This is a genomic window from Xanthomonas hortorum pv. pelargonii (genome assembly GCF_024499015.1).
Classification (GTDB): domain Bacteria; phylum Pseudomonadota; class Gammaproteobacteria; order Xanthomonadales; family Xanthomonadaceae; genus Xanthomonas; species Xanthomonas hortorum_B.
The window spans coordinates 357,747-382,950 of the sequence record NZ_CP098604.1 but is presented as its reverse complement, the minus strand read 5'-3'; the positions used below and the strand labels follow the sequence as shown (position 1 = coordinate 382,950).

Annotated in this window: 21 protein-coding genes and 2 pseudogenes; 16 read left to right on the top strand and 7 right to left on the bottom strand. The window is 65.0% G+C overall.

Going from position 1 to position 25,204, the window contains the following annotated elements; all coding sequences use genetic code 11:
* Positions 1 to 96 precede the first annotated feature (96 nt).
* Positions 97 to 602, bottom strand: a pseudogene (gene greB / locus NDY25_RS01725) (transcription elongation factor GreB).
* A 104-nt stretch (positions 603 to 706) separates the two neighbouring features.
* Between greB and NDY25_RS01720 the strand changes: the two are divergent.
* On the top strand, positions 707 to 2,173 hold the full coding sequence (locus tag NDY25_RS01720; protein WP_168957734.1) for a rhomboid family intramembrane serine protease: 1,467 nt from the start codon (positions 707 to 709) through the stop codon (positions 2,171 to 2,173).
* Positions 2,174 to 2,760: 587 nt separating this feature from the next.
* Here the strand turns inward: NDY25_RS01720 and NDY25_RS01715 are convergent.
* Entirely contained in the window at positions 2,761 to 4,035 is a 1,275-nt protein-coding gene (locus NDY25_RS01715) for a hypothetical protein (protein WP_168957733.1), read from the bottom strand.
* A 616-nt stretch (positions 4,036 to 4,651) separates the two neighbouring features.
* Between NDY25_RS01715 and nudK the strand changes: the two genes are divergently transcribed.
* On the top strand, positions 4,652 to 5,251 hold the full coding sequence (gene nudK / locus NDY25_RS01710; RefSeq protein ID WP_168957732.1) for a GDP-mannose pyrophosphatase NudK: 600 nt from the start codon (positions 4,652 to 4,654) through the stop codon (positions 5,249 to 5,251).
* A 237-nt stretch (positions 5,252 to 5,488) separates the two neighbouring features.
* Here the strand turns inward: nudK and NDY25_RS01705 are convergent, their stop codons facing one another.
* Complete coding sequence (locus NDY25_RS01705) at positions 5,489 to 6,016, bottom strand: hypothetical protein (RefSeq protein ID WP_115040462.1); 528 nt, start codon at positions 6,014 to 6,016, stop codon at positions 5,489 to 5,491.
* The gene (locus NDY25_RS01700; RefSeq protein WP_168957731.1) at positions 6,013 to 7,557 is read right to left on the bottom strand and encodes a helicase HerA-like domain-containing protein; all 1,545 of its coding nucleotides are present in this window, start codon (positions 7,555 to 7,557) and stop codon (positions 6,013 to 6,015) included. The genes NDY25_RS01705 and NDY25_RS01700 overlap by 4 nt, the downstream gene beginning before the upstream one ends.
* A 293-nt stretch (positions 7,558 to 7,850) precedes the next feature.
* On the opposite strand from NDY25_RS01700, the gene NDY25_RS01695 reads away from it, so the two are divergent.
* On the top strand, positions 7,851 to 9,434 hold the full coding sequence (locus NDY25_RS01695) for a transglycosylase SLT domain-containing protein (RefSeq protein WP_256627730.1): 1,584 nt from the start codon (positions 7,851 to 7,853) through the stop codon (positions 9,432 to 9,434).
* A gap of 500 nt (positions 9,435 to 9,934) precedes the next feature.
* Here NDY25_RS01695 and asd read toward each other — a convergent pair whose 3' ends face one another.
* A complete protein-coding gene (gene asd / locus NDY25_RS01690; protein WP_256627729.1) occupies positions 9,935 to 10,783 on the bottom strand; it encodes an archaetidylserine decarboxylase in 849 nt (282 codons plus the stop codon).
* Positions 10,780 to 11,430, bottom strand: a complete 651-nt coding sequence (locus tag NDY25_RS01685) for an SCO family protein (protein WP_104551453.1) — start codon at positions 11,428 to 11,430, stop codon at positions 10,780 to 10,782. Before NDY25_RS01685 ends, asd begins: the two co-directional genes overlap by 4 nt.
* Before the next feature lie 80 nt (positions 11,431 to 11,510).
* Between NDY25_RS01685 and prmB the strand changes: the two genes are divergently transcribed.
* From prmB to NDY25_RS01640, 9 genes and pseudogenes are all read left to right on the top strand, one after another.
* Positions 11,511 to 12,437, top strand: coding sequence for a 50S ribosomal protein L3 N(5)-glutamine methyltransferase (gene prmB / locus NDY25_RS01680; RefSeq protein WP_168957728.1), 927 nt, complete (start codon positions 11,511 to 11,513; stop codon positions 12,435 to 12,437).
* Positions 12,427 to 12,915, top strand: a complete 489-nt coding sequence (locus tag NDY25_RS01675) for a hypothetical protein (RefSeq protein WP_168957727.1) — start codon at positions 12,427 to 12,429, stop codon at positions 12,913 to 12,915. The genes prmB and NDY25_RS01675 overlap by 11 nt, the downstream gene beginning before the upstream one ends.
* Positions 12,905 to 14,008: a chorismate synthase gene (aroC, locus tag NDY25_RS01670; protein WP_074057116.1), complete on the top strand. Its 1,104-nt coding sequence runs from the start codon at positions 12,905 to 12,907 to the stop codon at positions 14,006 to 14,008. Before NDY25_RS01675 ends, aroC begins: the two co-directional genes overlap by 11 nt.
* Entirely contained in the window at positions 14,001 to 15,089 is a 1,089-nt protein-coding gene (locus NDY25_RS01665) for a 2-hydroxyacid dehydrogenase (RefSeq protein WP_256627728.1), read from the top strand. Before aroC ends, NDY25_RS01665 begins: the two co-directional genes overlap by 8 nt.
* A gap of 86 nt (positions 15,090 to 15,175) precedes the next feature.
* Positions 15,176 to 16,201: an aspartate-semialdehyde dehydrogenase gene (locus NDY25_RS01660; RefSeq protein WP_168957725.1), complete on the top strand. Its 1,026-nt coding sequence runs from the start codon at positions 15,176 to 15,178 to the stop codon at positions 16,199 to 16,201.
* 267 nt (positions 16,202 to 16,468) lie between these two features.
* Positions 16,469 to 18,421 (top strand): annotated as a pseudogene (locus NDY25_RS01655) (motility hub landmark protein FimV).
* Positions 18,418 to 18,825, top strand: coding sequence for a VOC family protein (locus NDY25_RS01650; protein ID WP_168957724.1), 408 nt, complete (start codon positions 18,418 to 18,420; stop codon positions 18,823 to 18,825). The pseudogene NDY25_RS01655 and the gene NDY25_RS01650 overlap by 4 nt, the downstream one beginning before the upstream one ends.
* Before the next feature lie 172 nt (positions 18,826 to 18,997).
* Complete coding sequence (gene truA, locus NDY25_RS01645) at positions 18,998 to 19,771, top strand: tRNA pseudouridine(38-40) synthase TruA (protein ID WP_104551445.1); 774 nt, start codon at positions 18,998 to 19,000, stop codon at positions 19,769 to 19,771.
* Positions 19,768 to 20,436, top strand: a complete 669-nt coding sequence (locus NDY25_RS01640) for a phosphoribosylanthranilate isomerase (RefSeq protein ID WP_168957723.1) — start codon at positions 19,768 to 19,770, stop codon at positions 20,434 to 20,436. Before truA ends, NDY25_RS01640 begins: the two co-directional genes overlap by 4 nt.
* Before the next feature lie 171 nt (positions 20,437 to 20,607).
* On the opposite strand, the gene NDY25_RS01635 is transcribed toward NDY25_RS01640, so the two are convergent.
* Positions 20,608 to 21,537 (bottom strand): LysR family transcriptional regulator, encoded by a 930-nt coding sequence (locus tag NDY25_RS01635; protein WP_168957722.1) that lies wholly within the window; start codon positions 21,535 to 21,537, stop codon positions 20,608 to 20,610.
* Positions 21,538 to 21,645: 108 nt separating this feature from the next.
* Here NDY25_RS01635 and trpB point away from each other — a divergent pair, with 108 nt between their 5' ends.
* The 4 genes from trpB (at position 21,646) to accD (ending at position 25,182) form a co-directional block, all read left to right on the top strand.
* On the top strand, positions 21,646 to 22,863 hold the full coding sequence (gene trpB, locus NDY25_RS01630; RefSeq protein ID WP_168957721.1) for a tryptophan synthase subunit beta: 1,218 nt from the start codon (positions 21,646 to 21,648) through the stop codon (positions 22,861 to 22,863).
* Positions 22,863 to 23,072, top strand: coding sequence for a hypothetical protein (locus NDY25_RS01625; RefSeq protein ID WP_023904473.1), 210 nt, complete (start codon positions 22,863 to 22,865; stop codon positions 23,070 to 23,072). Before trpB ends, NDY25_RS01625 begins: the two co-directional genes overlap by 1 nt.
* A 38-nt stretch (positions 23,073 to 23,110) precedes the next feature.
* Positions 23,111 to 23,917 (top strand): tryptophan synthase subunit alpha, encoded by an 807-nt coding sequence (gene trpA, locus NDY25_RS01620; protein ID WP_168957720.1) that lies wholly within the window; start codon positions 23,111 to 23,113, stop codon positions 23,915 to 23,917.
* 380 nt (positions 23,918 to 24,297) lie between these two features.
* Positions 24,298 to 25,182, top strand: a complete 885-nt coding sequence (gene accD / locus NDY25_RS01615; protein ID WP_006450578.1) for an acetyl-CoA carboxylase, carboxyltransferase subunit beta — start codon at positions 24,298 to 24,300, stop codon at positions 25,180 to 25,182.
* Positions 25,183 to 25,204 lie beyond the last annotated feature (22 nt).

Sequence of the window (25,204 nt, the reverse complement as noted above, 5' to 3'; positions counted from 1 at the left end):
GCGGTCCGTAGGAGCGCACTTGTGCGCGACGAGGCGTTATCGATAGCGCCCTGTCGCGCACAAGTGCGCTCCTACAGGTCAGCAAATTCCGCGCGGCTACTGGCTGGCGTAATCAACCGACACCACCACGAAGGTGTGCTTGCCGGACGGCAGCTGCGCTTCGAATTCGTCATCCACGCGTTTTTCAGCAATGCGCGCGCCAGCGGCGAGTCGATGCTGATCCAGCCGCGCCCGGCGTCGGTTTCGTCCGGGCCGACGATGCGGTAGTGCAGCAGGTCGCCGCTGTCGGCGTCTTCCAGCTCGACTTGCGCGCCGAAGAACACCGCGCGCGGATCGGTCGGCGCGGTATCCACCACGCGCAGCGCTTCCAGCCGTTTGCTCAGGTAACGCACGCGTCGGTCGATCTCGCCGAGCTGCTTCTTGCGATAGGTGTATTCGGCATTCTCCGAGCGGTCGCCTTCGGCGGCAGCTGCAGCCAGCGCACGCACCACTTCGGGCCGACGCACGCGCCAAAGATCTTCCAGTTCGGCCTTGAGCCGGGCATGGCCTTCGGGCGTGATCAGCGCGGTGCTTTTTTCGGCAGGCGGGCGCCAGCGGCTCATGGGCGGTGTGTCGGTCGGCGGGGACGCGATGCTAGCGCGCATGACCTGCTTGCGCATCTGCCGCCGCACAGCGAAGCTTTGCGTTCTCGGACACGGACGCCGTCATGCTACTGATGCCGCTGCACAAACCTTGGTCGCGCCAGAACATTCCCTGGGTGACGCTGCTGCTGGTGCTGATCAATGCGGTGGTCTACCTGGGCTATCAGCGCAAGGACGACGCGCTGGTCGAAAACGCGGTGCGCTATTACGTCGATTCCGGGCTGGGTGCGTTGGAGGCGCAAGCCCATGTGCGCTATCTGGAGCAAACCGGCGACGCCAAGCTCCGCGCCGCGCGCAAAGCCAAATTGGACAGCGTGCCCACACGCCAACGCATTGCGTATCTGGCGCATTTGACGATAAACGATGTGGCATTCGCGCAGGCACTGCGCAGCGGCAAGCTCTTCGAGGACGAGGAACGTTTGCGCGAATGGCGCGCATTGCGTGCGCCCTACGATGCGCGCCTTTCCAAGGTGTTTACGCTGCGCCATCTGCAGCGCAGTTCGGAGTGGTCGCCAGCACGGATGCTGACGGCGATATTTCTGCATGGCAGTTTCGATCATTTGCTCGGAAATATACTGTTTCTGCTGGCGCTGGGCACCTTGCTGGAAGGGGCCATCGGCAGCGGCTGGTTTCTGCTGCTGTATCTGCTCGGCGGGTTCGGCGCCAGCGCGGCCAGCCTGTGGTGGCGCTGGGGCGAGCCGGGCGGTGGATTGGGTGCGTCGGGTGCGATTGCCGCATTGATGGGCGCGTTCTGCGTGGTCTGGGGGCGGCGCAAGGTGCGGTTTTTCTACTGGTTTTTCGTGGTGTTCAACTACGTGCGTGGCCCTGCGATTCTGTTGTTGCCGCTATGGTTGGGCTGGGAGCTGTACAGCCTGTTGTCGAGCGACAATGCTGCGGTCGCCTTCGAGGCGCATGCCGGCGGGTTGGTCAGTGGCGCGCTGCTCGGTGCCTTGCTGGTGCTGCTGCGGCGCACTCGTCCCGCCTTCATGGAAGAGAGCGATGCCGTGCTGGTGGACGATCGCTGGGAGCGTGCGCAGCGGCATCTGGGGCGCATGGAAAACGTGGAGGCTGAGCGCCTATTAGCCGAGTTGGCCTGCGAGCAGCCTCACAATCTGGAGGTGGCACTGGCGCGTTATCGCACCGCGCGCAATGCAGGCCATCGCCAGGACAGCTTGCGGCATGCGCAGACGCTGTTACAGCTGCAGACGCATCACGCCGAGCAGACGCGCATCCAGCTGGCGGTCGCTGCCGAGTTGAGCAAGGCCAAGATTGATTGCGCGCTGCCGGCACGGCTGGCCTTGATCGGTGCGTGCATGCGCAATGGGTTGCTGGCCGACGCCGAGCGGCTGTTGAAAGAATGCGAACCCAGTGCGTCGAGCGCGGAGTTGGCGCAGCACTGGTTCGTACTGGCCTTGCGCCACGGCGAGCTGCAGGATGGCGCGCAACGTACGCGCTTGTTGCAGCTGGTGCTGGAGCAGTTTCCGGAGCAAGGCCAAGCCAACAAGGCGCGCTTTCTGCTCGACAATGGGTGAGCCGGTTCGGTTTGCTGGCTTGCTGTGACAAACCGACCATTAGCGCCTATCGATTGCAGAGCGGGTGATCTGCGGTTTGGCTGCAGGGCCCTTGCCCGCCCACCGTCGCGGGACACGCCGCAAGTACGTCCGTGTAGGCTCTTACGCGGCATCCATGCCGCGTAAGGTCCCGCGACGGTGGGCGGGCAAGGACCAGTCAAGATGGTCGGTGTGCATGTTTTCAATAAAGCAGCCGACTAACTTTCTGGTGCGGTGTCCTCGCCGATTGCGGGACCGTGTGGCGGCATGGATGCCGCCACCGAGCCTCCAGGGATGGATTCACGGCGTGTCCCGCGAGCGGTGAGGGCACCGCGCCCTCGGTGATGCGGGTTTGCTGCAGGGCCCTTGCCCGCCCACCATCGCAGGACACGCCGTAAGTACGTCCTTGTAAGCTCTTACGCGGCATCCATGCCGCGTAAGGTCCCGCGACGGTGAGCGGACAAGGACCAATCAAAATGTTCGGCGTGCATGGTCGCGAGCAGTACACGCCGCGAGACTGTCCGATGACGGAAGATCCGATTAGCTCCGTCAAAAAATTTGCCAGCCACTCAAGCCGGTTGAATCGCCACCGCTTTCAGCGCGGCTTGCAGCTTCGCGCGTAGTGCATCGTTTTCGCCCTGATCAAGGGCGTTTTGCAGCACTACACGCGCCTGGTCATCGCGGCCGAAACGTTCGGCCAGTAGCAACCCTGCGTCGAGCGACCACACCGGTAGCATCGCGTCGCGCGGCCATGCGCCGATGGCTGCTAGCAGGCCGTCGGTCGCCAGCTGGAATTGCCCGGCCATCTTGGCGCGCTCGGCCAGCAGCGTGGCTTGCTCAGGCGTCAGCGGTGTAAATGCAGGATTGCTGTCCAGTGCTTCGCGCTGCAAGGCGAGTGCGCGGCGCTCCTGTTTTTCCTGCAGCAAGCGATTGATGTAGTGGCGCGTGTGTTCCTGCAGTTCGTCGTTGCGATGATGTTGGCGCAGCAGACGCTGATACAGCTCATGCACGGCAAGGCTCACCGCACGCGAGCGCACTGCACCACGCAACGCTTGAAAGGCTTCGTCGGCATGTCCGTCGCGCAGGTGCTGCTCTGCTTCGTCTAGCAGGCGTTGATCCGGATCTTCGCGCTCGACTCCCGCGCCACTGCTGGGCACATAGCCGAGTTCTTCGTGGTACTGGTAGACCAGATAGCCCATCAGATGGAAGCTGGCGAACAGGCTCCAGATCGACGCAATCACAACGGTCGCCTCGCGCACGACCGGTGGCAGATATTTCACCGCAATGAACACCGCTGCCGTGCCGCTGCCCTGGATCACATACAGCAGGCCGTAGGCGGCCAGGTACGGCCAGCCGATGCGCAGCGCCATGTCGATCGACACTGCCGGGTTGAGTGCGCGGCGCAGGCTGCCGTCGATGGCCAGCGCAATCATCATGCCGGGCAGCAATAGCTGGACCACCAGATACGCGATGGTCAAGCCGGGCTTGCCGGCCAGCACGCCGGCCGCACCAATGACGATGCCCAGCACAAGCGCCAGCAGGATCAGCCTGAGTACCGCGCTATCGAACGCGTTGTAGCCGAGTCGCGGTGCGTCGGCTTGCCCATCTGCGCTGTGGCGCAGGATGTCGAAGGCATAGGTGTAGGTCGCCATGCCCAGCACGCCGGCGATCAGCAGGCTCAGGATGCCTGGCAACACCAGCAGCGCGCTGCACAGGGTCAGCGCAATCAGCGCGTACAGCGCAGAGCCGCGTAGCGGATAAGTGGCGATGGCAGGAATGCGGGTCCAGAACGGTGCCGGCGCGGCCTGCGCCGCAACCTTGCGTGCGCGAAAACGGTCTTCCATGACGCTCCCCAGGCGTGTGATGTGAAGGGATTGTGCGGTGGCGCGCGTCGCCGTGCAATTGGGATGTAACGGCGCCTGCCTGTTGAGCCCGGTGGTGCACGGCAGCGGGTGGTGGCTTGGCGCGTAGCCGCATGTGGAACGACACGAACTGCCCAAGATCGGGCGTCGGTATCGATGCTTCAATGAGCCGTGCGTTATCGAAGAAAGCGTCTGGCTCGAGGAGCAAGTGATGGCAATTAGAGGGTTTGCAAAGCGATGCCGGCGTTGCGTATGGATATGTGGTCGCGACAAATTGCCGGTCACGCGAACGTTGCCGAAGTCGCGGTCGTGCGGTTCGTCATCCTGATGACGTACGCGCTCCGTGCTTCAGTCGACCGTGCAGCGTCGCGGTCTGAATGACCGGCAGCGTGGAGTCATTGGCCTAGTACGTACTGATCGCAATGCAGGCCTTTACATATCGATATGCGACACGTGCAGTGCTTTAGTAGATGACGTAATGCTCCGGATCTTGGTCATCGGTAGACTGTCGACCCGCCGCAGTCATTGCGGATCTTTCGAGCGACCAGACGCGCCACGTTCGTGGTACTACCGTCGCTCGCATCACAAGGAGTGTCGCTTGAATCCATCCGCCACCGGCAACCCGCAGGTTCGCATTCGCAGCATCGACGTGCTGTCGGACAACTGGTATGTGCTGCGCAAGGTCACCTTTGATTTTCAGCGCAAGGACGGCCGCTGGCAGACCCTGTCGCGCGAGGCCTACGATCGCGGCAATGGCGCTACGATCCTGCTCTACAGTCGCGCCAAGCAGACGGTGATGCTGACCCGCCAGTTCCGCCTGCCCACGCTGCTCAACGGCAATACGGACGGCATGCTGATCGAAGCTTGCGCCGGCTTGCTCGACCAGGACGATGCGCTGACCTGCATCCGCAAGGAAACCGAAGAAGAGACCGGCTACCGGATCGACAGCGTGCGCAAGGTATTCGAGGCGTTCATGAGCCCTGGCTCAGTCACTGAGCGCCTGTACTTTTTCGTCGGCGAATACTTCGATGGCGACAAGGTCAGTGACGGCGGCGGACTCGAAGAAGACGGCGAAGAGATCGAGGTGCTGGAACTGCCGCTCGATACAGCCCTGGCGATGATCGGTTCAGGCGACATCGCCGATGCCAAGACCATCATGTTGCTGCAATACGCCAAGTTGCATGGCGTGTTGGCTTAGCACGATCTCGTGCGCCGCGCGAACGTTTGTCTTTGGCGGTTCCTCAGCGTGTCGCTATTTGCATGCAATGCGCTTGCGCACAGATACGACGCTGCCGCAGACCTGAATTCTGCGGCCGTCGACGCAAGCGATTCTTGTTGCTTGCGTGGCAAAACGTGCCGAGTGCAGGTTCCGCTCTTGAGTAGTGCTGGGTGCAAAGGTGCGCAACTCACAGCATCATGAATCCATGCTCAAAGATCAGCGCACACGTCGCAGCACTTTGTCCTGATCCTCTGGCGGATTGCCGCTGTGGCAATTGTGGCCATCCTGGGCCAGGGCGTAGTCGGTGCGATGCGCATGGCGATCGGAGACGGTGTCTTGTTCGATGCGAAACCCGTAGATATTGGGTCCGATCATCGGATCATTGGGGTCTTCGAAGCTGAGCATTAGGCAGCTGCCGCCTATCTGGTCAACCCACCAGGATCCGACCATGGTTTTGGGTGCGGCATGTCGCGCGGCGCCAGCGATGCAGGTCGTCTTCAATGTGTAGCGTCGGCTGTTGTCGCTTGGTTTTCCTGTCTTGAGGAGAACAAGATCGGCGCGGACGGCTTGGCAGTCTTGCGTGTAGGGCTGCAGTTTGCCGGTATAGCGGCCGGTAAGCAGGTGCTGCTGTTGTAGCGGCCACGTGTCAGTTGGAACTGGTTGCCGGGCAGTGGCCGTTGCCGCCCAAATAACCGTGCTTGCAGTCAGACAGCGGAACAGCAGTGTTGTTGCGTCCTTGCTCATTTGGTGTTGTCTTGTCGTTTTGTGTGCGTGGCTACTCGGCGCTTCCCACCAAAAATACTGCCGAAAATACCGCGCACGATCTGCTGGCCGATCTTGTTGCCCACCGTGCGCGAGGTCTGCTTGGCCATCGCTTCGAGCATGCCCTGGCGGCGGCTGGTGCCGAAGACGGCGTCCTTGACCGCCTTGCCGAAGCCGCTGTCTTGCGCGTCGTCATCCTCGCGCGTACGCGCCGGTGGTGCGGCGTTGTGCTCGGCCACCTGTCCGACGCGGCGCGCGAGCAGTTCGGCGGCCGATTCTCGGTTGATCGCGGCGTCGTAGCGGGTGCCGACCGGGCTGGCGGCACGCACCTGCGCGCGTTCGGTCTCGCTGATGGCGCCCATGCGGCAGCGCGGTGGGGCAATCAGGGTCTGCTGCACCGGCGCGGGCACGCCCTTGCCTTGCAGCGGTGATACCAGCGCCTCGCCGGTGCCCAGGCTGGAGATCGCGGTCGCGACATCAAGCTTGGGATTGGCGACGAAGGTCTGCGCCGCGGTCCTGACCGCTTTCTGGTCACGCGGGGTGTAGGCGCGCAGCGCATGCTGCACGCGATTGCCGAGCTGGCCGAGGATGTTGTCCGGAATATCGTCGGGAAACTGCGAGCAGAAGTACACGCCCACGCCTTTGGAGCGGATCAGCCGCACCACCTGTTCGATACGCTGCACCAGCGCGGCGGGCGCGTCGTCGAACAGCAGATGCGCTTCGTCGAAGACGAACACCAGTTTGGGCTGTTCCAGATCGCCCACCTCGGGCAAATGCTCGAACAGTTCCGACAGCAGCCACAGCAAGAAGGTGGAATACAGCTTCGGCTTGAGCACCAGTTGGTTGGCCGCCAGTATGCCGATCACGCCGCGGCCGTCCGGCGCCACGCGCATCAGTTCGGCCAGCTCAAGTGCGGGTTCGCCAAAGAACTGCTCGCCGCCGTCCTGCGCCAGACGCAGCAAGGAACGCTGGATCGCGGCCACCGATTGGCTGGAGACCAGCCCGTAACTGGTGGACAGCTCCTTGCGTTCTTCCACCACCAACGCCAGCAGCGCGCGTAGGTCGTCCAGATCCAGCAACAGCAGTCCACGGTCGTCGGCCAGCTTGAACACGATATCCAGCACACCGGACTGGGTGTCGTTGAGTTCCAGAATGCGCGCGAGCAGGGTGGGGCCCATTTCGCTGACGGTGGTGCGCACCGGGTGGCCGAGCTTGCCGTACAGATCCCAGAACACCACCGGGTTGGCGGCCGGCGCGTAATCGGTGATGCCCACTTCCGTGGCGCGCTGCAACACGCCGGCTGCGCCGTCGCCTACCACTGCAAGACCGGCCACGTCGCCTTTCACGTCGGCCAGGAACACCGGCACGCCCAGCCGCGAGAAGCCTTCGGCCAGGGTCATCAAGGTGACGGTCTTGCCGGTACCGGTGGCGCCGGCGACCAAACCATGACGGTTGCCGAAGCGTCCTTCCAGCATCACCGCGATGTCGTCGGTGACGCCTTTGCCGAGCAGGAACGAGGCCATTGCGCAGATCCGGTGGGGAAAATGTGATTCTATCTGGCAATGCTCGCTGGCAATTCCGGTGGGGCATCGTGGTGGCACAGCGAGTCCGCATGCCGGCGCGAGACGTCAAAGAGCCATGCCGCCGGGCAACTCGCAGGAGCAACGGGCGCGAATCACGGGAACCAGCCAGCAGCCATTCCAACCACCTAATCCATCGATCAATCTAACGGCCCACTGACCCTGCCGGCGGTGCTGCCTTGCCCCGGTGTCGCCCCGGCAGCTACCCTGCCAGCCTTTCCGCTGTACTGCCTACGATGCCGCTCGCTCATTTTGCTTTGCGCCCATGGCCGGTTCTGGCACTGGTGGCGCTGATGTCTGTCGTCCCCGCTGCCCATGCCATCTCCAAACGCGACACGGAGAAAGCCGCCGTGCTCGATACCCGCATGGCCGCCGCCGAAAAGCGTTATCGCGATGCGCTGGTGCTGGTCAATAACTCCGACCCCAAGGGCAGTGCCGAAGGCGACGCGGCGCTGGAGGACATGGAGGACGTCATCGACGCCTGCATCAAGCAGCGTGGCTGTCTGGTCGCCAATCAACTGGCCACCTACAAGCGTCTGCTGAAGGCGCGCGCCGACGCCGAGGCCCCGGCCGCCGAAGATCCGGAAGACGACGACAGCTTGCTGCAAGCCGACCCGGATCATCTGGGCCCGGCGAACAACGGCGTGCCAGAAGCCGCACGTGCGGCCACGCTGCTCAACGACCAGCGCCACGATTTCGACAAGATGGTGCAGTACAACCCGGCGGTGCAGGCCGGTATCCGCCGCTGGCTGACCGACATGCGCCCGGCGCTGCTGACCAGCTACGAGAACTACAGCAACCTGCGTGGGGTGATGTGGCCGGAGTGGCAGAAGCGCGGCCTGCCCGAGGCGCTGCTGTTCGGCATCATGGCCAAGGAATCCAATGGCAAGGTGCACGCCAGCTCGCGTGCCGGCGCTGCCGGCTTGATGCAGTTCATGCCTGCTACCGGGCGTCGTTTCGGGCTGGGCCCGGACGGCACCGGGTTCGATACGCGTTTCGATGCACGCAGCGCCGCCGAAGCCAGCGCCGCGTATCTCAACGAGCGCATGGCCGGGCTCAACCGCAACATCGAGCTGGCGCTGGCCGCCTACAACGGTGGCGAAGGCCGTGCGGCGCGCGTGTTCTCGCAGAGCGGCGGGCGCGGGTTCTGGGAGCAGGACGTGTACAACCAGTTTCCTGCCGAAACCAAGGACTACGTGCCGATGGTGATCGCCGCGGCCTGGATCTTCCTGCACCCGCGCCAGTACGGCGTGGACTTCGCCAAGCTCGATGCGCAGCCGGCCACGCTCAAGCTGGCCAAGTCGACGACCATCTACGAGCTCACCATTTGCCTGGGCAGCATGGGTACGCGCGACGGCTACATGCGCGCGCTGCGCAACCTCAACCCGCGCTATGAATCCGATGGCTGGATTCCGGCCGGCACCGTCATCAATGCCACCAACCGCATCGCCAGCCTGTACACGCGCTACTGCGTCAGCGGCCCGCGTGCGGACCTGGCGCGCACGCTGATCACTGCCGATCTCAACAGCGCGATCGTGCGCAGCAGCAGCGCCCCCGAGTACGTGCCCAGCGTGGCAGTGGGCGATGTCAGCCCGATGGCGGGCGTGCCGACCACCGTGGCCACCGGCCAGCCGGTCGTCGCCAAGCCAAAGGCCAAGCAGGCGCGCAGCTACACCGTCGCCAAGGGCGACACGCTCGGCCGCGTGGCGAATAAGTACCAGTGCGAGATCAAGACGCTTGCCAAGGCCAATGGGCTGAAGGCGCCGTCGTACGCGCTCAAGCCGGGGCAGAGCATCAAGCTGGCTGGCTGCGATCGCTGACCAGCGCGGGCGGTATCGCGTCGGCGAGTCGCGCGCTGGACCTGGCTCCTGTAGGAGCGGCCCCGGCCGCGATGAAGCCGTCCCGGTAGCTCTAGGGTGGGTGGGCGCGCGCTAAATCGGAGGCTGGGAGTGCGAAACGCGCATGCGCACGAAACGCCATCGAGAACGCCTCATCGCGGCCAAGCCCGCTCCTACAACGGCATCGCTAGCCGCATTTGCTGATCGCTGCATCTGGAGTGCGGGCGGTATCGCGTCGGCGAGTCGCGCGCTGGCCTCGCTCCTGTAGGAGCGGCCCCGGCCGCGATGAAGCCGTCCCGGTAGCTCCGCGGCGGGCGAGAGCGCGCTAAATCGGAGGCTGGGAGTGCGAAACGCGCCTGTGCACGAAACGTCATCGAGAACGCCTCATCGCGGCCAAGCCCGCTCCTACAACGGCATCGCTAGCCGCATTTGCTGATCGCCGCGTTGGGTGTGAAGCCGGGATCGTCGGCGCGCCGCTGTGATCAGCTCACCTGGCGACGTGCGAGTGTCTGGCCTAGCCGCACCGATGTCTCTGCAGCAAGTGCGCCGTCGAGTTTTGCAACGCCTGGCGGGAGCAAGACAATGACGGTCGAGCCGTAATTGAAGCGCGCCATCTCCGCAAAACGCTCCAATACGATTCCCTTGCCGCAGTAATCCTTGCGCGTGATGCGATCGCCATAGCGCGGAATCTCCACGCCGCTCCACACCGTCTCCACGCCCGATACCAGCAGCGCGCCCACCATCACCGAGGCCATCGGGCCGAAGTCGGTGTCGAAGTGGCACACCAGGCGCTCGTTGCGGGCGAACAGGCGCGGCACGTTGCGTACCGCATCCGGGCCCACGCTGAACAAGCGGCCGGGCACGTGCACGGTTTCGCGCAAGGTGCCGGTCCATGGCATATGCACGCGGTGGTAGTCCTTGGGCGAGAGATAGACGGTTGCGAACAGGCCATCGTTGAACGGCAGTGCCGCTTCCGCGTCGCCAAGCAGTTCGGCAGCGGTAAACGACTGCCCCTTGGCCTGGAAAATTCGGCCGTTCTCGATCGGGCCGAGCTGGCTGATACGGCCATCGGCCGGCATCAGCACGGCTGCGAGGTCGGCATCGGGCACGCGTGCGCCCGCCTTCAAGGCGCGGGTGAAGAACGCATTGAAGGTGGGGTAGGCGCGCGGGTCGGGCTCCAGTGCCTCGCTCAGGTCTACGCCGAACTTGCGCGTCACCGTGTCGATCAACCATTGCTTGGTGGACGGCGTATCGGAATAGGCCAGTGCGCGCGCCATCGAGGACAACAGCCGGTGCGGCAGCACGTAGGTCAGGGAAGTGACGAGACTCACGGAGCGGTTACCTTGGTCAGCTGTTGGAGGTCGGCGGCGATCGCCTTGGGGTCGAGCGGGGGACGGATCAAGCCGGCCAGGCGGCCTTGCGGGTCGAGCACGGCGATGCCGGCCGAGTGATCCATGCTGTAGTCGTTGGGATTCTGCGCGAAGCCCTTGCCCGGCACCTTCTGAAACACGAAGCCCAGCGCGGTGGCGAAGCGCTCCAGCGACGGCACATCGGCGGTGGCCGCCAGCGTGTCTTTGTGGAAGGCATGCGCGTATTCGCCCAGGCGAGCGGGCGGATCGCGCTGCGGGTCTACCGAGACGAACAGCACGCGCGGGCGCAGGCCATCCGGAATGCTTGCCCACTGCTGCTGTGCCACCGCCAGATCGGTCAAGGTGGTGGGGCAGACGTCCGGGCAGAAGGTGAAGCCGAGGAACACCAGCGTCCAATGTCCCTTCAACTCACCGGGCACCAGCTGGGTACCATCGGACTGGCGCAGGCTGAACTGCGGCAGGGTGCGTGGCTGCGGATAAAACGTGATGGTCTTGGTGGGCGGCCACGGCGAGCTGGGCGCGGCGCCGAGGAACTTCTGGCCCAGCAACAGCCCCAGGCCGGCGGCCAGCGCCACCAGCAGCACGATGCCGGTATTGCGATTGAACATGGCGGTTTCCACTGCAACGGACGCTCATGATACCGATCCGACCTCTATAATCGTGGGCCGATTCCTCTTTAGTTGTTGCCATGACTGCCGCCGCGGCCGACGAACTGCACACCATCATCGACCTGATCCGCTACGGCACCAGCCGTTTCAATGCAGCCGGTCTGACCTTCGGCCACAGCTACGACAACGCGCTGGACGAGGCCACCCAGCTGGTGCTGCACAGCCTGCATCTGCCGCACGATCTGGGTCCGGCCTATGGCCAGGCGCGTCTGCTGCGCTCGGAAAAAGAGCAGGTACTGGGCTTGTTCGAGCGCCGCATCAGCGAGCGCGTGCCGGCGGCGTATCTGACTGGCGAGGCCTGGTTTGCCGGCCTGAGTTTCAAGAGCGATGCGCGCGCATTGGTGCCGCGCTCGCCGATCGCCGAGCTGATCGAAGCCGGCTTCGAGCCCTGGCTGGGCGGTCGCGAAGTCACCCGTGCGCTGGACCTGTGCACTGGCTCGGGCTGTATCGCGATCGCCATGGGCCACTACAACCCGCAGTGGGACGTGGACGGCGTGGACATCAGCGACGACGCGCTGGCACTGGCGGCCGAAAACAAGGCGCGCCTGCATGCCGACAACGTCACTTTGCTCAAGTCGGACCTGTTCACTGGGCTGGGCGGGCGCCAGTACGACCTGATCGTGACCAATCCGCCGTACGTCACCAACGACGAGACCGATGCGCTGCCGCAGGAGTATTCCTACGAGCCGGAATTGGGCCTGCGTGCGGGCGACGATGGCCTGGACCTGGTGCTGAAGATCCTGCGCGATGCGCCGCAGCACCTCAGCGAAGACGGCTTGCTGATCTGCGAAGTGGGCGAGTCCGAGCAGCATCTGATCAAGCTGCTGCCGGAAGTGGATTTCGCCTGGGTCGAATTCAAGGTCGGGCAGATGGGTATCTTTGCGGTGGAATGCCGCGAATTGATCGCCCACGGCGCACGCATCACCGAGTTGGCCAGTGCGCGCTGAGTCGTCCACACCGCGGCCGCAGCTGAGCGATCTCCTGTTGCTGGTGCCGGTGTCCATCTTCGGTGTGGGCATTCCGCTCGGCTTGCTCGACGTGGTGTACCGCTTGTTCGACCCGATGTACGGCAGCCCCTCGCCACAGCGCTGGTTGAGCGCGGCGGCGGAGATTGGTTTTGGCCTGATGGCGTTTTTCGGCCTTGTTTCGGCCTGGATCGTCGTTGTCAGTTCGGATGCGGCCTTGCGCGCGCATCGGCGCCGCACGCTGATCGTGGCACTCGGCCTGCTGGTCGGAATCGGCGTTGCGCTGTACCTGCTTGCCGATTGGCTGCTTAGCGGGCGTGACGAGCTGGATGTGTTTGTGCTGGTGTTCAGCGGTTTGTTGGCAGTGGCGCCGATGCTGGTGGCGGCACGTCATCTGCCGCGCATCTTGCGCGCCACGCCACCTGCTGCATTGTTGAGAGGATGCCGTCATGGGCAGTAACAGTTTTGGTCGCTTGTTGACGGTCAGTACCTTCGGCGAATCGCATGGGCCGGCGATCGGCTGCGTCATCGACGGCTGCCCTCCGGGCCTGGAGATCGCGCCGGAAGAATTCACCCACGATCTGCAGCGCCGTGCCAGCGGCAAGAGCCGGCACACCTCGGCCCGCCGCGAGGCCGACGAGATCGAGATCCTGTCCGGCGTTTACGAAGGCCGCACCACCGGCACGCCGATCGGCTTGCTGATCCGCAACACCGATCAGCGCAGCAAGGACTACAGCAACATCGCCCAGCAGTTTCGCCCCGGGCATGCGGATTACACCTATTGGCAGAAGTACGGCATCCGTGACCCGCGTGGCGGCGGGCGTTCGTCCGCGCGCGAGACCACCATGCGCGTGGCCGCCGGGGTGATCGCCAAAAAATGGCTCAAGCAGCGCTACGGCGTGCTGGTGCGCGGCTTTTTATCGCAGTTGGGCGAGATCCGTCCGACCGGTTTCGACTGGAATGCGGTCGAAGACAATCCGTTCTTCTGGCCGCATGCCGAGCAGGTGCCGGAGTTGGAAACCTATATGGATGCGCTGCGCAAATCCGGCGATTCGGTCGGCGCGCGCGTGGACGTGGTGGCCGGCGGCGTGCCGCCGGGTTGGGGCGAGCCGATCTACGGCAAGCTCGATGCCGAACTGGCTGCTGCGCTGATGAGCATCAATGCGGTCAAGGGCGTGGAGATCGGCGACGGCTTTGCCAGCGCCGCGCAAAAGGGCACCGAACACCGCGACCTGATCACCCCGGAAGGCTTTCTCAGCAACCATGCCGGCGGCATCCTGGGCGGCATTTCCACCGGCCAGGCGATCACCGCCTCGATGGTGCTCAAGCCGACCTCGAGCCTGCGCCTGCCCGGCGCGACGGTGGATGCCGAGGGCGCCGTGGTGGATGTGATCACCACCGGTCGCCATGACCCCTGTGTAGGCATTCGCGCCACCCCGATCGCCGAGGCGATGATGGCCTTGGTGTTGATGGATCAGGCATTGCGTCATCGCGCCCAGTGCGGCGATGTGGGTGAGGTGTCGCCACGGATTCCCGGTCAACTCGATGTCTGAGTCGCGGCGCGCCAAGGTGTGGGTCAGCCAGCCCCTGTTCGACGATGTCGTCGCGCAGTTGGGCGAGCATTTCGAGCTGATCACCACCGAGCGCGTCACTGCCTATTCGCCGGCCGATCTGGCTGCGCAGCTGGCATCGCTGGATGGTGCGTTGATTACCCTCAACGAGCGTATCGGTGCGGCGGAAATCGCCTCCGCACCGCAGCTGCGCGCGATCGCCAATGTCGGTATGGGCTACAACAATCTGGATCTCGACGCGCTGAGTGCGGCCGGCATCCTGGCCAGCAATACGCCGGACGTGCTGACCGAAACCACTGCCGATCTCGGCTTTGCATTGCTGATGGCCACCGCGCGTCGCATCACCGAATCCGAGCGCCGGTTGCGCGATGGGCAGTGGGGGCAGTGGTCGTTCAAGACCATGCTCGGCGCCGATATCCACGGCAGCACGCTTGGTGTTCTGGGCATGGGCCGGATCGGGCAGGGCATCGCCCGCCGCGGCGCGCACGGTTTCGGCATGCGCGTGCTGTATCACAACCGTAGCCAGTTGCCGGCCGAGACCGAACAAACGCTTGGCGCGCAGTATGTGGATTTCGACACCTTGCTGGCGCAGTCCGATCACCTAGTCCTGGTGCTGCCGTACACCAAGCGGTCGCACCACATCATCGATGCCGCAGCGCTGGGCAAGATGCGCGCCACCGCCACGCTGGTGAACATCGCGCGCGGTGGCCTGGTCGATGAAATCGCGTTGGCCGATGCGCTCGCCAACGGGCGGCTGGCCGGTGCCGGCCTGGATGTCTACGAAGGCGAGCCCGTAGTCCGTCCGGAACTGCTTGCTTTGCATAACGTGGTGCTGACTCCGCATATCGGCAGTGCCAGCCTGGCCACGCGCCGCGCCATGGTGCAGCTGGCGGTGGACAACCTGATTGCCGCGCTGGGCCACGGTCCGCATGCCGGCCATCCGCCAAGCGCACTCAATGCCGATGCGGTGGCCGCTGCCAAACAGGGCGGCGCGCGCGTGGGCGCGAGCGATGGCGAAGCGATCAAAGCCGGCGCGACCAAAACCACCACGACCAAACGATAGGGAACCTCCGCGGCCAGCTTTGGAGGTTCCCCGAACCCACTGCGCAAGCGCGTTCCCCTCTTTCCTCTTTCGATAAAGACAATCTCATGAGCAACGAAAACCGTCGTTTCAACGTCGCGGTCGTGGGCGCCACCGGCGCTGTCGGCGAGACCATGCTGAGCATCCTGGCCGAGCGCAATTTCCCGGTCGCCACCCTGTATGCGCTGGCGTCGTCGCGCTCGGCCGGCGGGCAGGTGGAGTTCAACGGCGGCAAGGTCGATGTGCTGGATCTGGCCGACTTCGATCCCACCGGCGTGGACATCGCACTGTTCTCTGCAGGCGGCAGCGTGTCCAAGGAATACGGCCCCAAGTTCGCCGCTGCCGGCGCGGTGGTGATCGATAATTCCTCCGCGTTCCGTTACGACGACGATGTGCCGTTGGTGGTGTCGGAGGTTAATCCCGAAGCGCTCAAGCAGCGCCCGCGCGGCATCATCGCCAACCCCAATTGCTCGACCATGCAGATGCTGGTCGCGCTGGGCCCGATCCACCGCAAGTACGGCATCGAGCGCATCAACGTGGCGACCTACCAGTCGGTCTCCGGTGGCGGGCGGTCGGCGATGGAAGAACTGGGCAAGCAGACCAGCGAACTGCTGGGCTTCCAGCAGATCGAACCGCAGCGTTTCCCGGTGCAGATCGCCTTCAATCTGATCCCGCACATCGACGACTTCCAGGACAACGGCTACACCAAGGAAGAGATGAAGCTGGTCTGGGAGACCCGCAAGATCCTGGGCGACGAGTCGATCATGGTGAATCCCACTGCGGTGCGTGTCCCGGTGTTCTACGGTCACTCCGAAGCGGTGGCGATCGAAACCCGCGACAAGATCACTGCCGAGCAAGCACGCGCGCTGCTGGAATCATCGCCCGGCATCGAAGTGGTGGATGAGCACAAGCCCGGTGGCTATCCGACCCCGGTCACGCACGCCTCCGGCAAGGACGCGGTATTCGTCGGACGTATCCGTGAGGACCTGTCGCATCCGCGCGGTCTGAATCTGTGGATCGTCTCGGACAACATCCGCAAGGGCGCCGCGCTCAACGCCGTGCAGCTGGCCGAGCTGGTCGCACAGGAAGGCTGAAGCACGGTCGTTCGGTAGGAGCGCACTGGCGCGCGACGGAGCTTTCCCAGTGATGCCTCATCGCGTCAGTAGGAGCGCGCTGGCGCGCGATGAAGCTTTCCCAGTGAAGCCTCATCGCGCACAAGTGCGCTCCTACCCATGCGCTGCCGATGGCCCGCTGCATGGATGCCGCATCGCGACGGCATGTGCACCCCGCGCGAGCTGGCCGACTTTTTCGCTCATTCAGCGGCTATATTGATGCCCATGAAACATAGGGGCGGGGGCGCGATGCGTCCGATACAAGCGATAGGTGCGTTGCTGCTGATGGTCTGCAGTGGCACCGCCATGGCGTTAGGGTTGGGCGATATCCGGGTGCTGTCCAAGCCTGGGCAACCGCTGGTGGCCGAGATTCCGGTCATCTCCAACGAACCGGGCGAACTCGACAACGCCCGTGTAGCGCTGGCATCGGCGACCACCTTTGCGCGGGTTGGCCTGGAGCGCCCGCAGGGATTGGTCAGCAGCCTGCAGTTCCAGTTCGCCCAGGACGCGCGCGGGCGTGCGGTGATCCGCGTGACCAGCAGCCAGGTGGTCGATCAACCGGCGATCAACTTCCTGATCGAAGTGGAGTGGGGCCAGGGTCGGCTGGTACGCGAGTATTCCGCGCTGGTCGATGCGCCCAACACCGCGGCTGCGATCGCAGGGCCGGCCATCGAAGCGCCGCGCGCCGGGGCCAACAACACGATCCCCCGCCAGTCCCCGGTGTCGGCGCCGGCTGCCGCCGGCACCGATCAAAACACTGCCGCTACCGCACCAACTGCACGCCGCAGTGCAAGCGCTGCCGCTGCCGCGCAGGCCGGCGATGCATTGCCTGCGGTGCGCTCCGGCCAGACCTTGTCGGAAATCGCCGCCGCGTGGCGCGCTCCAGCGGGCATTCGCTGGATCAGACCATGCTGGCGTTGTTGCGGACCAACCCCGATGCCTTCATCGGCGGCAACATCAATCGCCTGAAGCAGGGCGCAGTGTTGCGTACGCCGCAGGAAGAGGCGCTGGCACAGGTCGGTGCGGCCGAAGCGGCGGTGATGGTGCGCGAGCAGGCTGCGCAGTGGCGGCAGCCGCGCTCGGCGATTCCGCAGCCGGCCGAAGCCGGCGCGACTGCCGCAACACCGCCCACATCCGCAGCACCTGCTGCGCCCACCACTGCAGGGGCCGGCGCGCGGCTCGAGATCGCCCCGGCAGTGGCGATTCAGACCAACAAGGCCGGCGCCACGTCCGGCACCAGTGCCGAAGGCGAGGGCGAGATGGCGGCCAACCAACAGTTGCAACAGGCCAAGGAAGACATCGCCACCCGCGATGCCGAATTGCAGGATCTACGCACGCGCGTGGCCGATCTGGAAAAGCTCAAGCAGCAACAGCAAGCCTTGATCGCCATGAAGAACACCGATCTGGCGGCCGCGCAGAAGCGCCTGTCGGAGACGCCGGCTGCGGCAGAGCAGGGCGGCGGCTTCCCGCTGTGGTTGATCGGTGGGCTGGTGTTGATCGTTGCGGCCGTGGTCGCATGGCTGGCTGCGCGTCGCCGCAAACCCTCGCCGCTGCCGCCGTTGCCGCGTCGTCAGTTCGACTTCGTGCCTGTGGGTGCTGCAGCCGAGACGGCAGAGCCGCAGGATGCCGAGCTCGCCACGCAGCCCAGCGAATACGACGTGGTGCATGAGACCGAATTCGAGCAGGCCAATTTGCGCGAAGACGAGCGCGCTTACGATGCGCAGCAGCCGCTATCGGAGGTGTTGCGCCGCGAGCCGCTGCTGTCTGAGCCAGCGCCTGCGCCGGTCGTGGTCACCAGCGAGGATTGGCGGTCGTTGCGTGCAACGCCGCCGGCTCCGGCTCCAGTGGCTGTGCCGGAGTACGTCGAGCCTGACAGCGTCAGCGCCTGCGCCGGAACTGGAGCCGGAGCCGGAGCACGCAATCAGCGATCTTCCGCCAGTCGCACCGCCTGCATCGGTTGCCGCCCAGGACAGCCTGGATTTCGCGCAATCTCCGGTGGCTCCCATCGCTCCCGTCGCCGTGCCTGGCGTAGAGACGTACAGGGAATTCAAGTCCGCAGGCCGCGATCGCCTGGAGCTGGCAGTGGCCTATATGGATCTGGGCGACAAGGACACCGCACGCGGTCTGTTGCTGGAAGTCGCCGCCACCGGCGATGAGGCCACCCGTGCCGAAGCGGCCGAATTGCTGGAGCAGTTGACATGAGCCCGGCCATGGACAGCCTTGCTGCAGACAAGCGTGCCGCACGCGAGCGTCGCATCGATTACGTGGAGTTCGCCTCGATCGATCCGGAGGCCAGCCGCGCGTTTTTCGAACAGGTCTTCGGCTGGCAATTTCAGGCCTATGGCCCGGATTACCTGGCCTTCAACGACGGGCGCCTGGACGGTGGTTTCTACCGTGCCACTGCGCCGGCAGCGGCTGAAGCGGGCCCGCTGGTGGTGCTGTATGCCGACGACCTGGCACCAGTGCTCGAGCGCATACGTGCTGCCGGTGGCGAGATCGTCAAGCCGGTGTTCGGCTTCCCGGGTGGCAGCAGATTTCATTTCCGCGAGCCCGGTGGCACGACGCTGGCGGTGTGGTCCGAGCGCGCCGCCGCGCAGGGCGACTGACAAACCACTGCGCTCAGCGTCAGGCGCGCGCAGTTGGTTCTTGGTGCGGCATCGCCGCTCGTCACACTGCGGTGCTTGCGCGCGGTTTGCGCCTCACTGACGATCGCTCGCGACGCTTTGCCGGCCGCGCTTGGTCCGCACACTCAATCGATTCAACAACAGGCAGGTTCCGATGCGTTACGCGCTGGGCGTGGAGTACGACGGCAGCGAGTTTCAAGGCTGGCAGCAATTGGGCGAACACGGCGGGCCGACGGTGCAGGCCAGGTTGCAGGCGGCCCTGTCGTCGGTCGCCGATGCCCCGGTGCAGGTGATCTGCGCAGGCCGCACCGATGCCGGCGTCCACGGCGAATGCCAAGTAGTGCATTTCGACAGTGACGCACGCCGCGACCCGCGCAGCTGGACGTTGGGCACCACCGCGCGGCTGCCGCCCTCGATCGCGGTGCGCTGGTGCGTGCCGGCGGCGGCCGACTTCCATGCGCGGTTTTCCGCACGTGCCCGCCGTTATCGTTATCGTCTGCTCAATCGTCAGATACGCCCCGCGCTGTATCGGCAGACCTTGAGCTGGGAGCGGCGCCCGCTGGATGCAGATGCCATGCACACAGCGGCGCAGGCCTTGTTGGGCGAGAACGACTTCAACGCATTTCGCAGCGTGCAATGCCAGGCGCCGCATGCACGCCGCAACCTGCAGGCCATCAGCGTGCAGCGGATTGGCGAAGTGGTGGAGATGCAGGTCCAGGCCAATGCATTTCTTCATCACATGGTGCGGAATATTGTTGGTTCGCTGATCCTGGTCGGAACCGGAGAACAACCGGTCGACTGGATCGCGACATTGCTGGCCGGACGCGACCGCTCTGTGGCCGGGCCGACGGCGCCGCCACAAGGCCTGGTGTTTGTCGGGCCGTTGTATCCCGCAGAGTGGCATCTGCCTGCTGAGGTCACCCAATGAATCGATCGCTGTACCGCACCCGTATCAAGTTCTGTGGCATGACCCGCGCCGGCGATATTCGACTGGCCGGCGAGCTGGGTGTGGACGCGGTAGGTTTCATCTTTGCGCACGGCAGCCCGCGCCGCGTGGCACCGGCCGAGGCGCGCGCGATGCGCCAGGCCACCGCGCCGATGGTCGATGTGGTGGCGCTGTTCCGCAACAATTCCAAGGAAGAAGTGCGCGAGGTGGTGCGCACCGTGCGCCCGACCTTGCTGCAGTTCCATGGCGAAGAAGACGACGCGTTCTGTCGTAGTTTCAATCTTCCCTATCTCAAGGCCGTGCCGATGGGCAGCACTGGCGTCAATGGCGAAGATGCCAACGCGCGTACCTTGCAGTTGGCCTATCCCAACACTGCCGGCTTCCTGTTCGACAGCCATGCGCCCGGCGCAGGCGGCGGCACCGGCAAGACCTTCGACTGGTCGCGGTTGCCGACCGGCCTGCATCGCCCGTTCCTGCTGGCCGGCGGCATCACGGCCGACAACGTGTTCGACGCGATCGTGGCGACGCTGCCGTGGGGCGTGGACGTGTCCAGCGGCGTGGAGCTGGCGCCCGGCATCAAGGACGGCCACATGATGCGCAAGTTCGTTGAAGAAGTGCGCCGGGCCGATTGCCACGAGATGTCGTGAGATTCGGGATTGGGGAATCGAGATTAGGGATTAGGCAAGCGGAGCTTGGGCTTGTGCCGCTGTTTTGGAGCGCTCGTCGCCGCTACACATTGCTCTTGGTCGCTCGCCTTTCGGGCTAACCATCGCTCAGCCGCTTGCTTCTTGAACGACGCGGTTGCTTGATGGCTGCACTTAGCCGTGCGCGATATCTATTGCAGGTGTCTGCACCTGATCTTCAGTCAGTGCACCGCGTAGCCAACCAGCAAGCCGCTCGATCCGCGGATCCGGATTGCGTTTTGCGGCGCACAACACCCAGCGCCCGCGCGTTGGCGTGAATCCCCAGGGTGCCAGCAGGCGGCCGGCGGCCAGATCCGCTGCAACCAACGGTTGCGGTGCGATTGCGACCCCCAGACCGGCGGCAGCGGCTTCAAGTAAATAGACCAGGTGTTCGAACTCGGTACCGAAGTGCAGCGCCTCGGGTGCCACACCATGCGCCTGCGCCCATTCCGGCCAGGCCTGCGGGCGCGAGCGCGTGTGCAGCAAGGCGTGATCGAGCAGGGCGGCAGGGTCGTTTCCGTCGAGCTGCGTCGTGGATGCAAGCTGCGGGCTCAGCACCGGGCCGATCCATTCCACGCCCAGCTCGTGCACCTGCCAATCGCCGGGCCAGGGCGGTGTGTCCAGCAGCAGCGCCGCATCCAGGCCATCCAGCTCCGGGCCTGGCGCTTGTTCGCTGGCCGACAGATGCAGCCGCACATCCGGCAGGTCCTGCTGCAGCCGGCCCAGGTGCGGAATGACCCAGCGCGCCAGCAGACTGCCCGAACAGCCCAGCACCAGCGGCGTCTCGCTGCCAGGGCGCCTTAACAGCCCAGCCCAGGTCTCGCCGATCAAGGCGAAGCCTTCCCCGGTCGCATCGCGCAAACGCGTGCCCGCTGCCGTCAATACCAGGCCGCGGCCCTGGCGGGAAAACAGGGCAGTTCCAAGTGACTGCTCCAGGGTGCGCACATGCCGGCTGATGGCGCCATGGGTGACGTGTAGTTCCTGCGCAGCCCGGCTGACGCTTTGCAGGCGCGCGGCAGATTCGAAGGCGCGCAAGGCCGCCAGCGGCGGAAGCGGGTAACTCATTGTGTGAGTCCAGGTCACAGGTTGCGGCAATCTTATCGATTTATCGCACCGGCTGGCTGCGCTAAAGTGCGTGCTTCTCGTATGACCGCATTGCTGCAGAGGATTCCCATGTCGGCCCAGCCCATCAGTGACTTTTACGCCTATCCGGACGCTGCCGGCCACTTCGGCAAATTCGGCGGCCGGTTCGTCGCCGAGACCTTGATCGGCCCGTTGCAGGAATTGGCTGCCGCCTACGACCAGGCGCGCCAGGACCCGGCCTTCATCGCCGAATACGACAATGATCTCAAGCATTATGTCGGCCGGCCCAGCCCGATCTATCACGCCGAGCGCCTGAGCCGCGAAGTGGGCGGGGCGCAGATCCTGCTCAAGCGCGAAGACCTCAACCACACCGGCGCGCACAAGATCAACAACACCATCGGCCAGGCCCTGCTGGCCAGCCGCATGGGCAAGACCCGCATCATCGCCGAGACCGGCGCCGGCCAGCATGGCGTGGCCAGCGCCACGGTCGCTGCGCGGCTGGGCCTGGAGTGCGTGGTCTACATGGGCGCCACCGATATCGAACGGCAGAAGATCAACGTCTACCGCATGAAGCTGCTCGGCGCCACGGTGATCCCGGTGACCTCCGGCTCGGCCACGCTCAAAGACGCGCTCAACGAAGCGATGCGCGACTGGGTCACCAATGTGCAGGACACCTTCTACATCATCGGCACCGTCGCCGGCCCGGATCCGTATCCGCGCATGGTGCGCGACTTCAACGCGATTGTCGGCCGCGAAGCGCGCGCGCAGATGCTGGAAGACTACGGCCGTCTGCCGGATGCGCTCAGTGCCTGCGTCGGCGGCGGCAGCAATGCGATCGGCTTGTTCCATGCCTTCCTCAACGACCCGGGCGTCAAGATCTACGGCGCCGAAGCGGCCGGCGACGGTATCGCCACCGGTCGCCATGCCGCCTCGATCGCAGCCGGTCGCCCCGGTGTGCTGCACGGCAACCGCACCTATGTGATCTGCGACGACGACGGCCAGATCACCGAAACCCATTCGATCTCCGCCGGCCTGGATTACCCGGGCGTCGGTCCGGAGCATTCGTTCCTGTCCGACAGTGGCCGCGCGGTCTATCAGGGCATCACCGACGACGAAGCGATGGCCGCGTTCCATCTGCTGGCGCATACCGAGGGCATTCTGGCCGCGCTCGAATCCAGCCATGCGGTGGCGCAGTCGATCAAGCTCGCGCGCGAGATGCCCAAGGACGCATTGATCCTGTGCAACCTGTCCGGCCGTGGCGACAAGGACGTGCACACCATCGCCGCGCGCGAAGGCGTGCAAGTCTGATGCCGCTGCGGCGCGTCACCGTGACCGCGCTAGCCGACCAGCCAGGCGAACAGGACCTGCTGTTCGCCTGGCTCGACCGCTGGGCGCCGCAGATCCGCACGTGCTCGGAAAACACCGGCTGCGGGTGCTGCCTGGACAGTTTCGACGTCGAGGTGGACGCGCAAGCGTTGACCGAACTGCCCGCAGCCATGTACCAGGACATCCATTGATGCGGTCGCACCGCAGCTAATTACTTCAAGGTCTTTCAATGCGTCGTATCGACGAAACCTTCCAACATTTGCGTGCCGATGGCCGCAAGGCGCTCATCCCCTTCATCACCGCCGGCGATCCCTCGCTGGAAGCCACGGTCCCGGTGATGCACGCGCTGGTGCGCGCCGGTGCCGATGTGATCGAACTCGGTGTGCCGTTTTCCGACCCGATGGCCGACGGCCCCACCATCCAACGCAGCTCCGAACGCGCGCTGGGCCGCGGTGCCGGCCTGGCCTATGTGCTGGAAGCGGTGCACGAATTCCGCCGCGAAGACCCCACCACCCCGGTGGTGCTGATGGGCTACCTCAACCCGATCGAGATCCACGGCACCCGGCGCTTTGCCGAAGCCGCCGTCGCCGCCGGCGTGGATGGCTTGCTCTTGGTGGATCTGCCGCCCGAAGAGGCCGCCGAGACCCGCGCCATCTTCACCGAGGTGGGCCTGGCCCTGATCGCGCTGGCCTCGCCGACCACCAGCGAGCAACGTCTGGACATGCTGTGCAGCAGTGCCCAGGGGTATCTGTATTACGTCAGCTTCGCCGGCGTCACTGGCGCTTCGAATCTGCTCGACACCACCGCGGCGGGCGATCGCCTGCGCCAGCTGCGCCTGCGTGCCGGCGCCCCGGTGGTGGCCGGTTTTGGCATCAAGGACGCCGTCAGCGCCGCCGCAATGGCCGTGGATGCCGACGGCGTGGTGGTCGGCAGCGCCCTGGTCGCCGCCCTGGCCGAAGCCCCGGACGTCCGCACCGCCCGCGAATACGCCGAAGCGTTCCTGACCCCGCTGCGCCAGGCACTGGATCATCCCTGAAACCAGGCCAAAGCCCTTCTCGCGTCGATGCACGTGGCTTCGCCCGCACCCTCACCCCAACCCCTCTCGCCCCGCAGGAGAGGGGCTTTGATCCTTCTCCCGTCGGGAGAAGGTGCCCCGCAGGGGCGGATGAGGGTACGGGCGAAGCCACGTGCATCCCAACCACAAGTGCACGCCAACCAGAGTGAGGCGCAGCACAACAAACCGACCTTCACTCCAAACACCCGCGCAACCACCTAGAACCAAGCTCGCAGCTAGTCCTCCGAACTGCCACCAAGTCCCACATTCATCCCCCGCGCTACCTCGCTTTTCCCGCAGCGCGTTGGACTTACGCCCCTCTGCGGCCCGTAAGGCCGCCCTGCATGGATTGTCATACACGCATGAGCTGGCTCAGCAAATTGATGCCCTCCGGCATCCGCACCGAGAACACCCCGGCCAAGAAGCGCAGCGTCCCCGAGGGCCTGTGGGAAAAGTGCAGCAATTGCGGCAGCGCGCTGTACGGCCCCGAGCTCGAGGAAAACCTGGAGGTGTGTCCGAAATGCGACCACCACATGGCAATCCGCGCCCGCGCGCGCCTGGCCGCGTTGTTCGATGTGGATGCCCCGACCACCGAAATCGCCGCCCAGCTGGGCCCGGTCGACGTGCTCAAGTTCAAGGACCAGAAGCGCTACGGCGAGCGTATCAAGGCCAGCCAGAAGGCTAGCGGCGAGTACGACGCATTGATCGCCATGCGCGGCACGCTCAAGGGCAACCCGCTGGTCGCCGCCGCATTCGATTTCGCCTTCATGGGCGGTTCGATGGGCTCGGTGGTCGGCGAGCGCTTCGCGCGTGCCGCCGAAGTGGCGCTGGAAGTCGGCTGCCCGTTCGTATGCTTCTCCGCCAGTGGCGGGGCACGCATGCAGGAAGGCCTGTTCTCGCTGATGCAGATGGCCAAGACCTCCGCCGCGCTCGGCCGCCTGCGCGAAGCCGGCCTGCCGTACATCTCGGTGCTGACCCATCCCACCACCGGTGGCGTGTCGGCCTCGTTCGCGATGCTGGGCGACATCAACATCGCCGAGCCGCATGCCTTGATCGGCTTCGCCGGCCCGCGCGTGATCGAACAGACCGTGCGCGAGACCTTGCCGGAGGGCTTCCAGCGCTCTGAGTTCCTGCTCGACCATGGCGCCATCGATCAGATCTGCGACCGCCGCGACATGCGCGACCGCCTCGCCGATCTGACCGCGATGATGATGCGTCAGCCGCATCCGCAAGAGGCGGTGGCGTGAGGTTGGTATTCGTGCTGGCTGT

Excerpts from the sequence above, each read along its gene's own strand:
- NDY25_RS01705 (WP_115040462.1), bottom strand. The coding sequence starts at position 6,016 with ATGAGCAAGGACGCAACAACACTGCTGTTCCGCTGTCTGACTGCAAGC.
- NDY25_RS01720 (WP_168957734.1), top strand. The coding sequence starts at position 707 with ATGCTACTGATGCCGCTGCACAAACCTTGGTCGCGCCAGAACATTCCC.
- NDY25_RS01665 (WP_256627728.1), top strand. The coding sequence starts at position 14,001 with ATGTCTGAGTCGCGGCGCGCCAAGGTGTGGGTCAGCCAGCCCCTGTTC.
- prmB (WP_168957728.1), top strand. The coding sequence starts at position 11,511 with ATGACTGCCGCCGCGGCCGACGAACTGCACACCATCATCGACCTGATC.
- NDY25_RS01700 (WP_168957731.1), bottom strand. The coding sequence starts at position 7,557 with ATGGCCTCGTTCCTGCTCGGCAAAGGCGTCACCGACGACATCGCGGTG.
- NDY25_RS01650 (WP_168957724.1), top strand. The coding sequence starts at position 18,418 with ATGAGCCCGGCCATGGACAGCCTTGCTGCAGACAAGCGTGCCGCACGC.
- NDY25_RS01640 (WP_168957723.1), top strand. The coding sequence starts at position 19,768 with ATGAATCGATCGCTGTACCGCACCCGTATCAAGTTCTGTGGCATGACC.
- aroC (WP_074057116.1), top strand. The coding sequence starts at position 12,905 with ATGGGCAGTAACAGTTTTGGTCGCTTGTTGACGGTCAGTACCTTCGGC.
- accD (WP_006450578.1), top strand. The coding sequence starts at position 24,298 with ATGAGCTGGCTCAGCAAATTGATGCCCTCCGGCATCCGCACCGAGAAC.
- NDY25_RS01635 (WP_168957722.1), bottom strand. The coding sequence starts at position 21,537 with ATGAGTTACCCGCTTCCGCCGCTGGCGGCCTTGCGCGCCTTCGAATCT.
- truA (WP_104551445.1), top strand. The coding sequence starts at position 18,998 with ATGCGTTACGCGCTGGGCGTGGAGTACGACGGCAGCGAGTTTCAAGGC.
- NDY25_RS01695 (WP_256627730.1), top strand. The coding sequence starts at position 7,851 with ATGCCGCTCGCTCATTTTGCTTTGCGCCCATGGCCGGTTCTGGCACTG.
- NDY25_RS01625 (WP_023904473.1), top strand. The coding sequence starts at position 22,863 with ATGCCGCTGCGGCGCGTCACCGTGACCGCGCTAGCCGACCAGCCAGGC.
- NDY25_RS01685 (WP_104551453.1), bottom strand. The coding sequence starts at position 11,430 with ATGTTCAATCGCAATACCGGCATCGTGCTGCTGGTGGCGCTGGCCGCC.
- trpB (WP_168957721.1), top strand. The coding sequence starts at position 21,646 with ATGTCGGCCCAGCCCATCAGTGACTTTTACGCCTATCCGGACGCTGCC.
- trpA (WP_168957720.1), top strand. The coding sequence starts at position 23,111 with ATGCGTCGTATCGACGAAACCTTCCAACATTTGCGTGCCGATGGCCGC.
- NDY25_RS01660 (WP_168957725.1), top strand. The coding sequence starts at position 15,176 with ATGAGCAACGAAAACCGTCGTTTCAACGTCGCGGTCGTGGGCGCCACC.
- NDY25_RS01715 (WP_168957733.1), bottom strand. The coding sequence starts at position 4,035 with ATGGAAGACCGTTTTCGCGCACGCAAGGTTGCGGCGCAGGCCGCGCCG.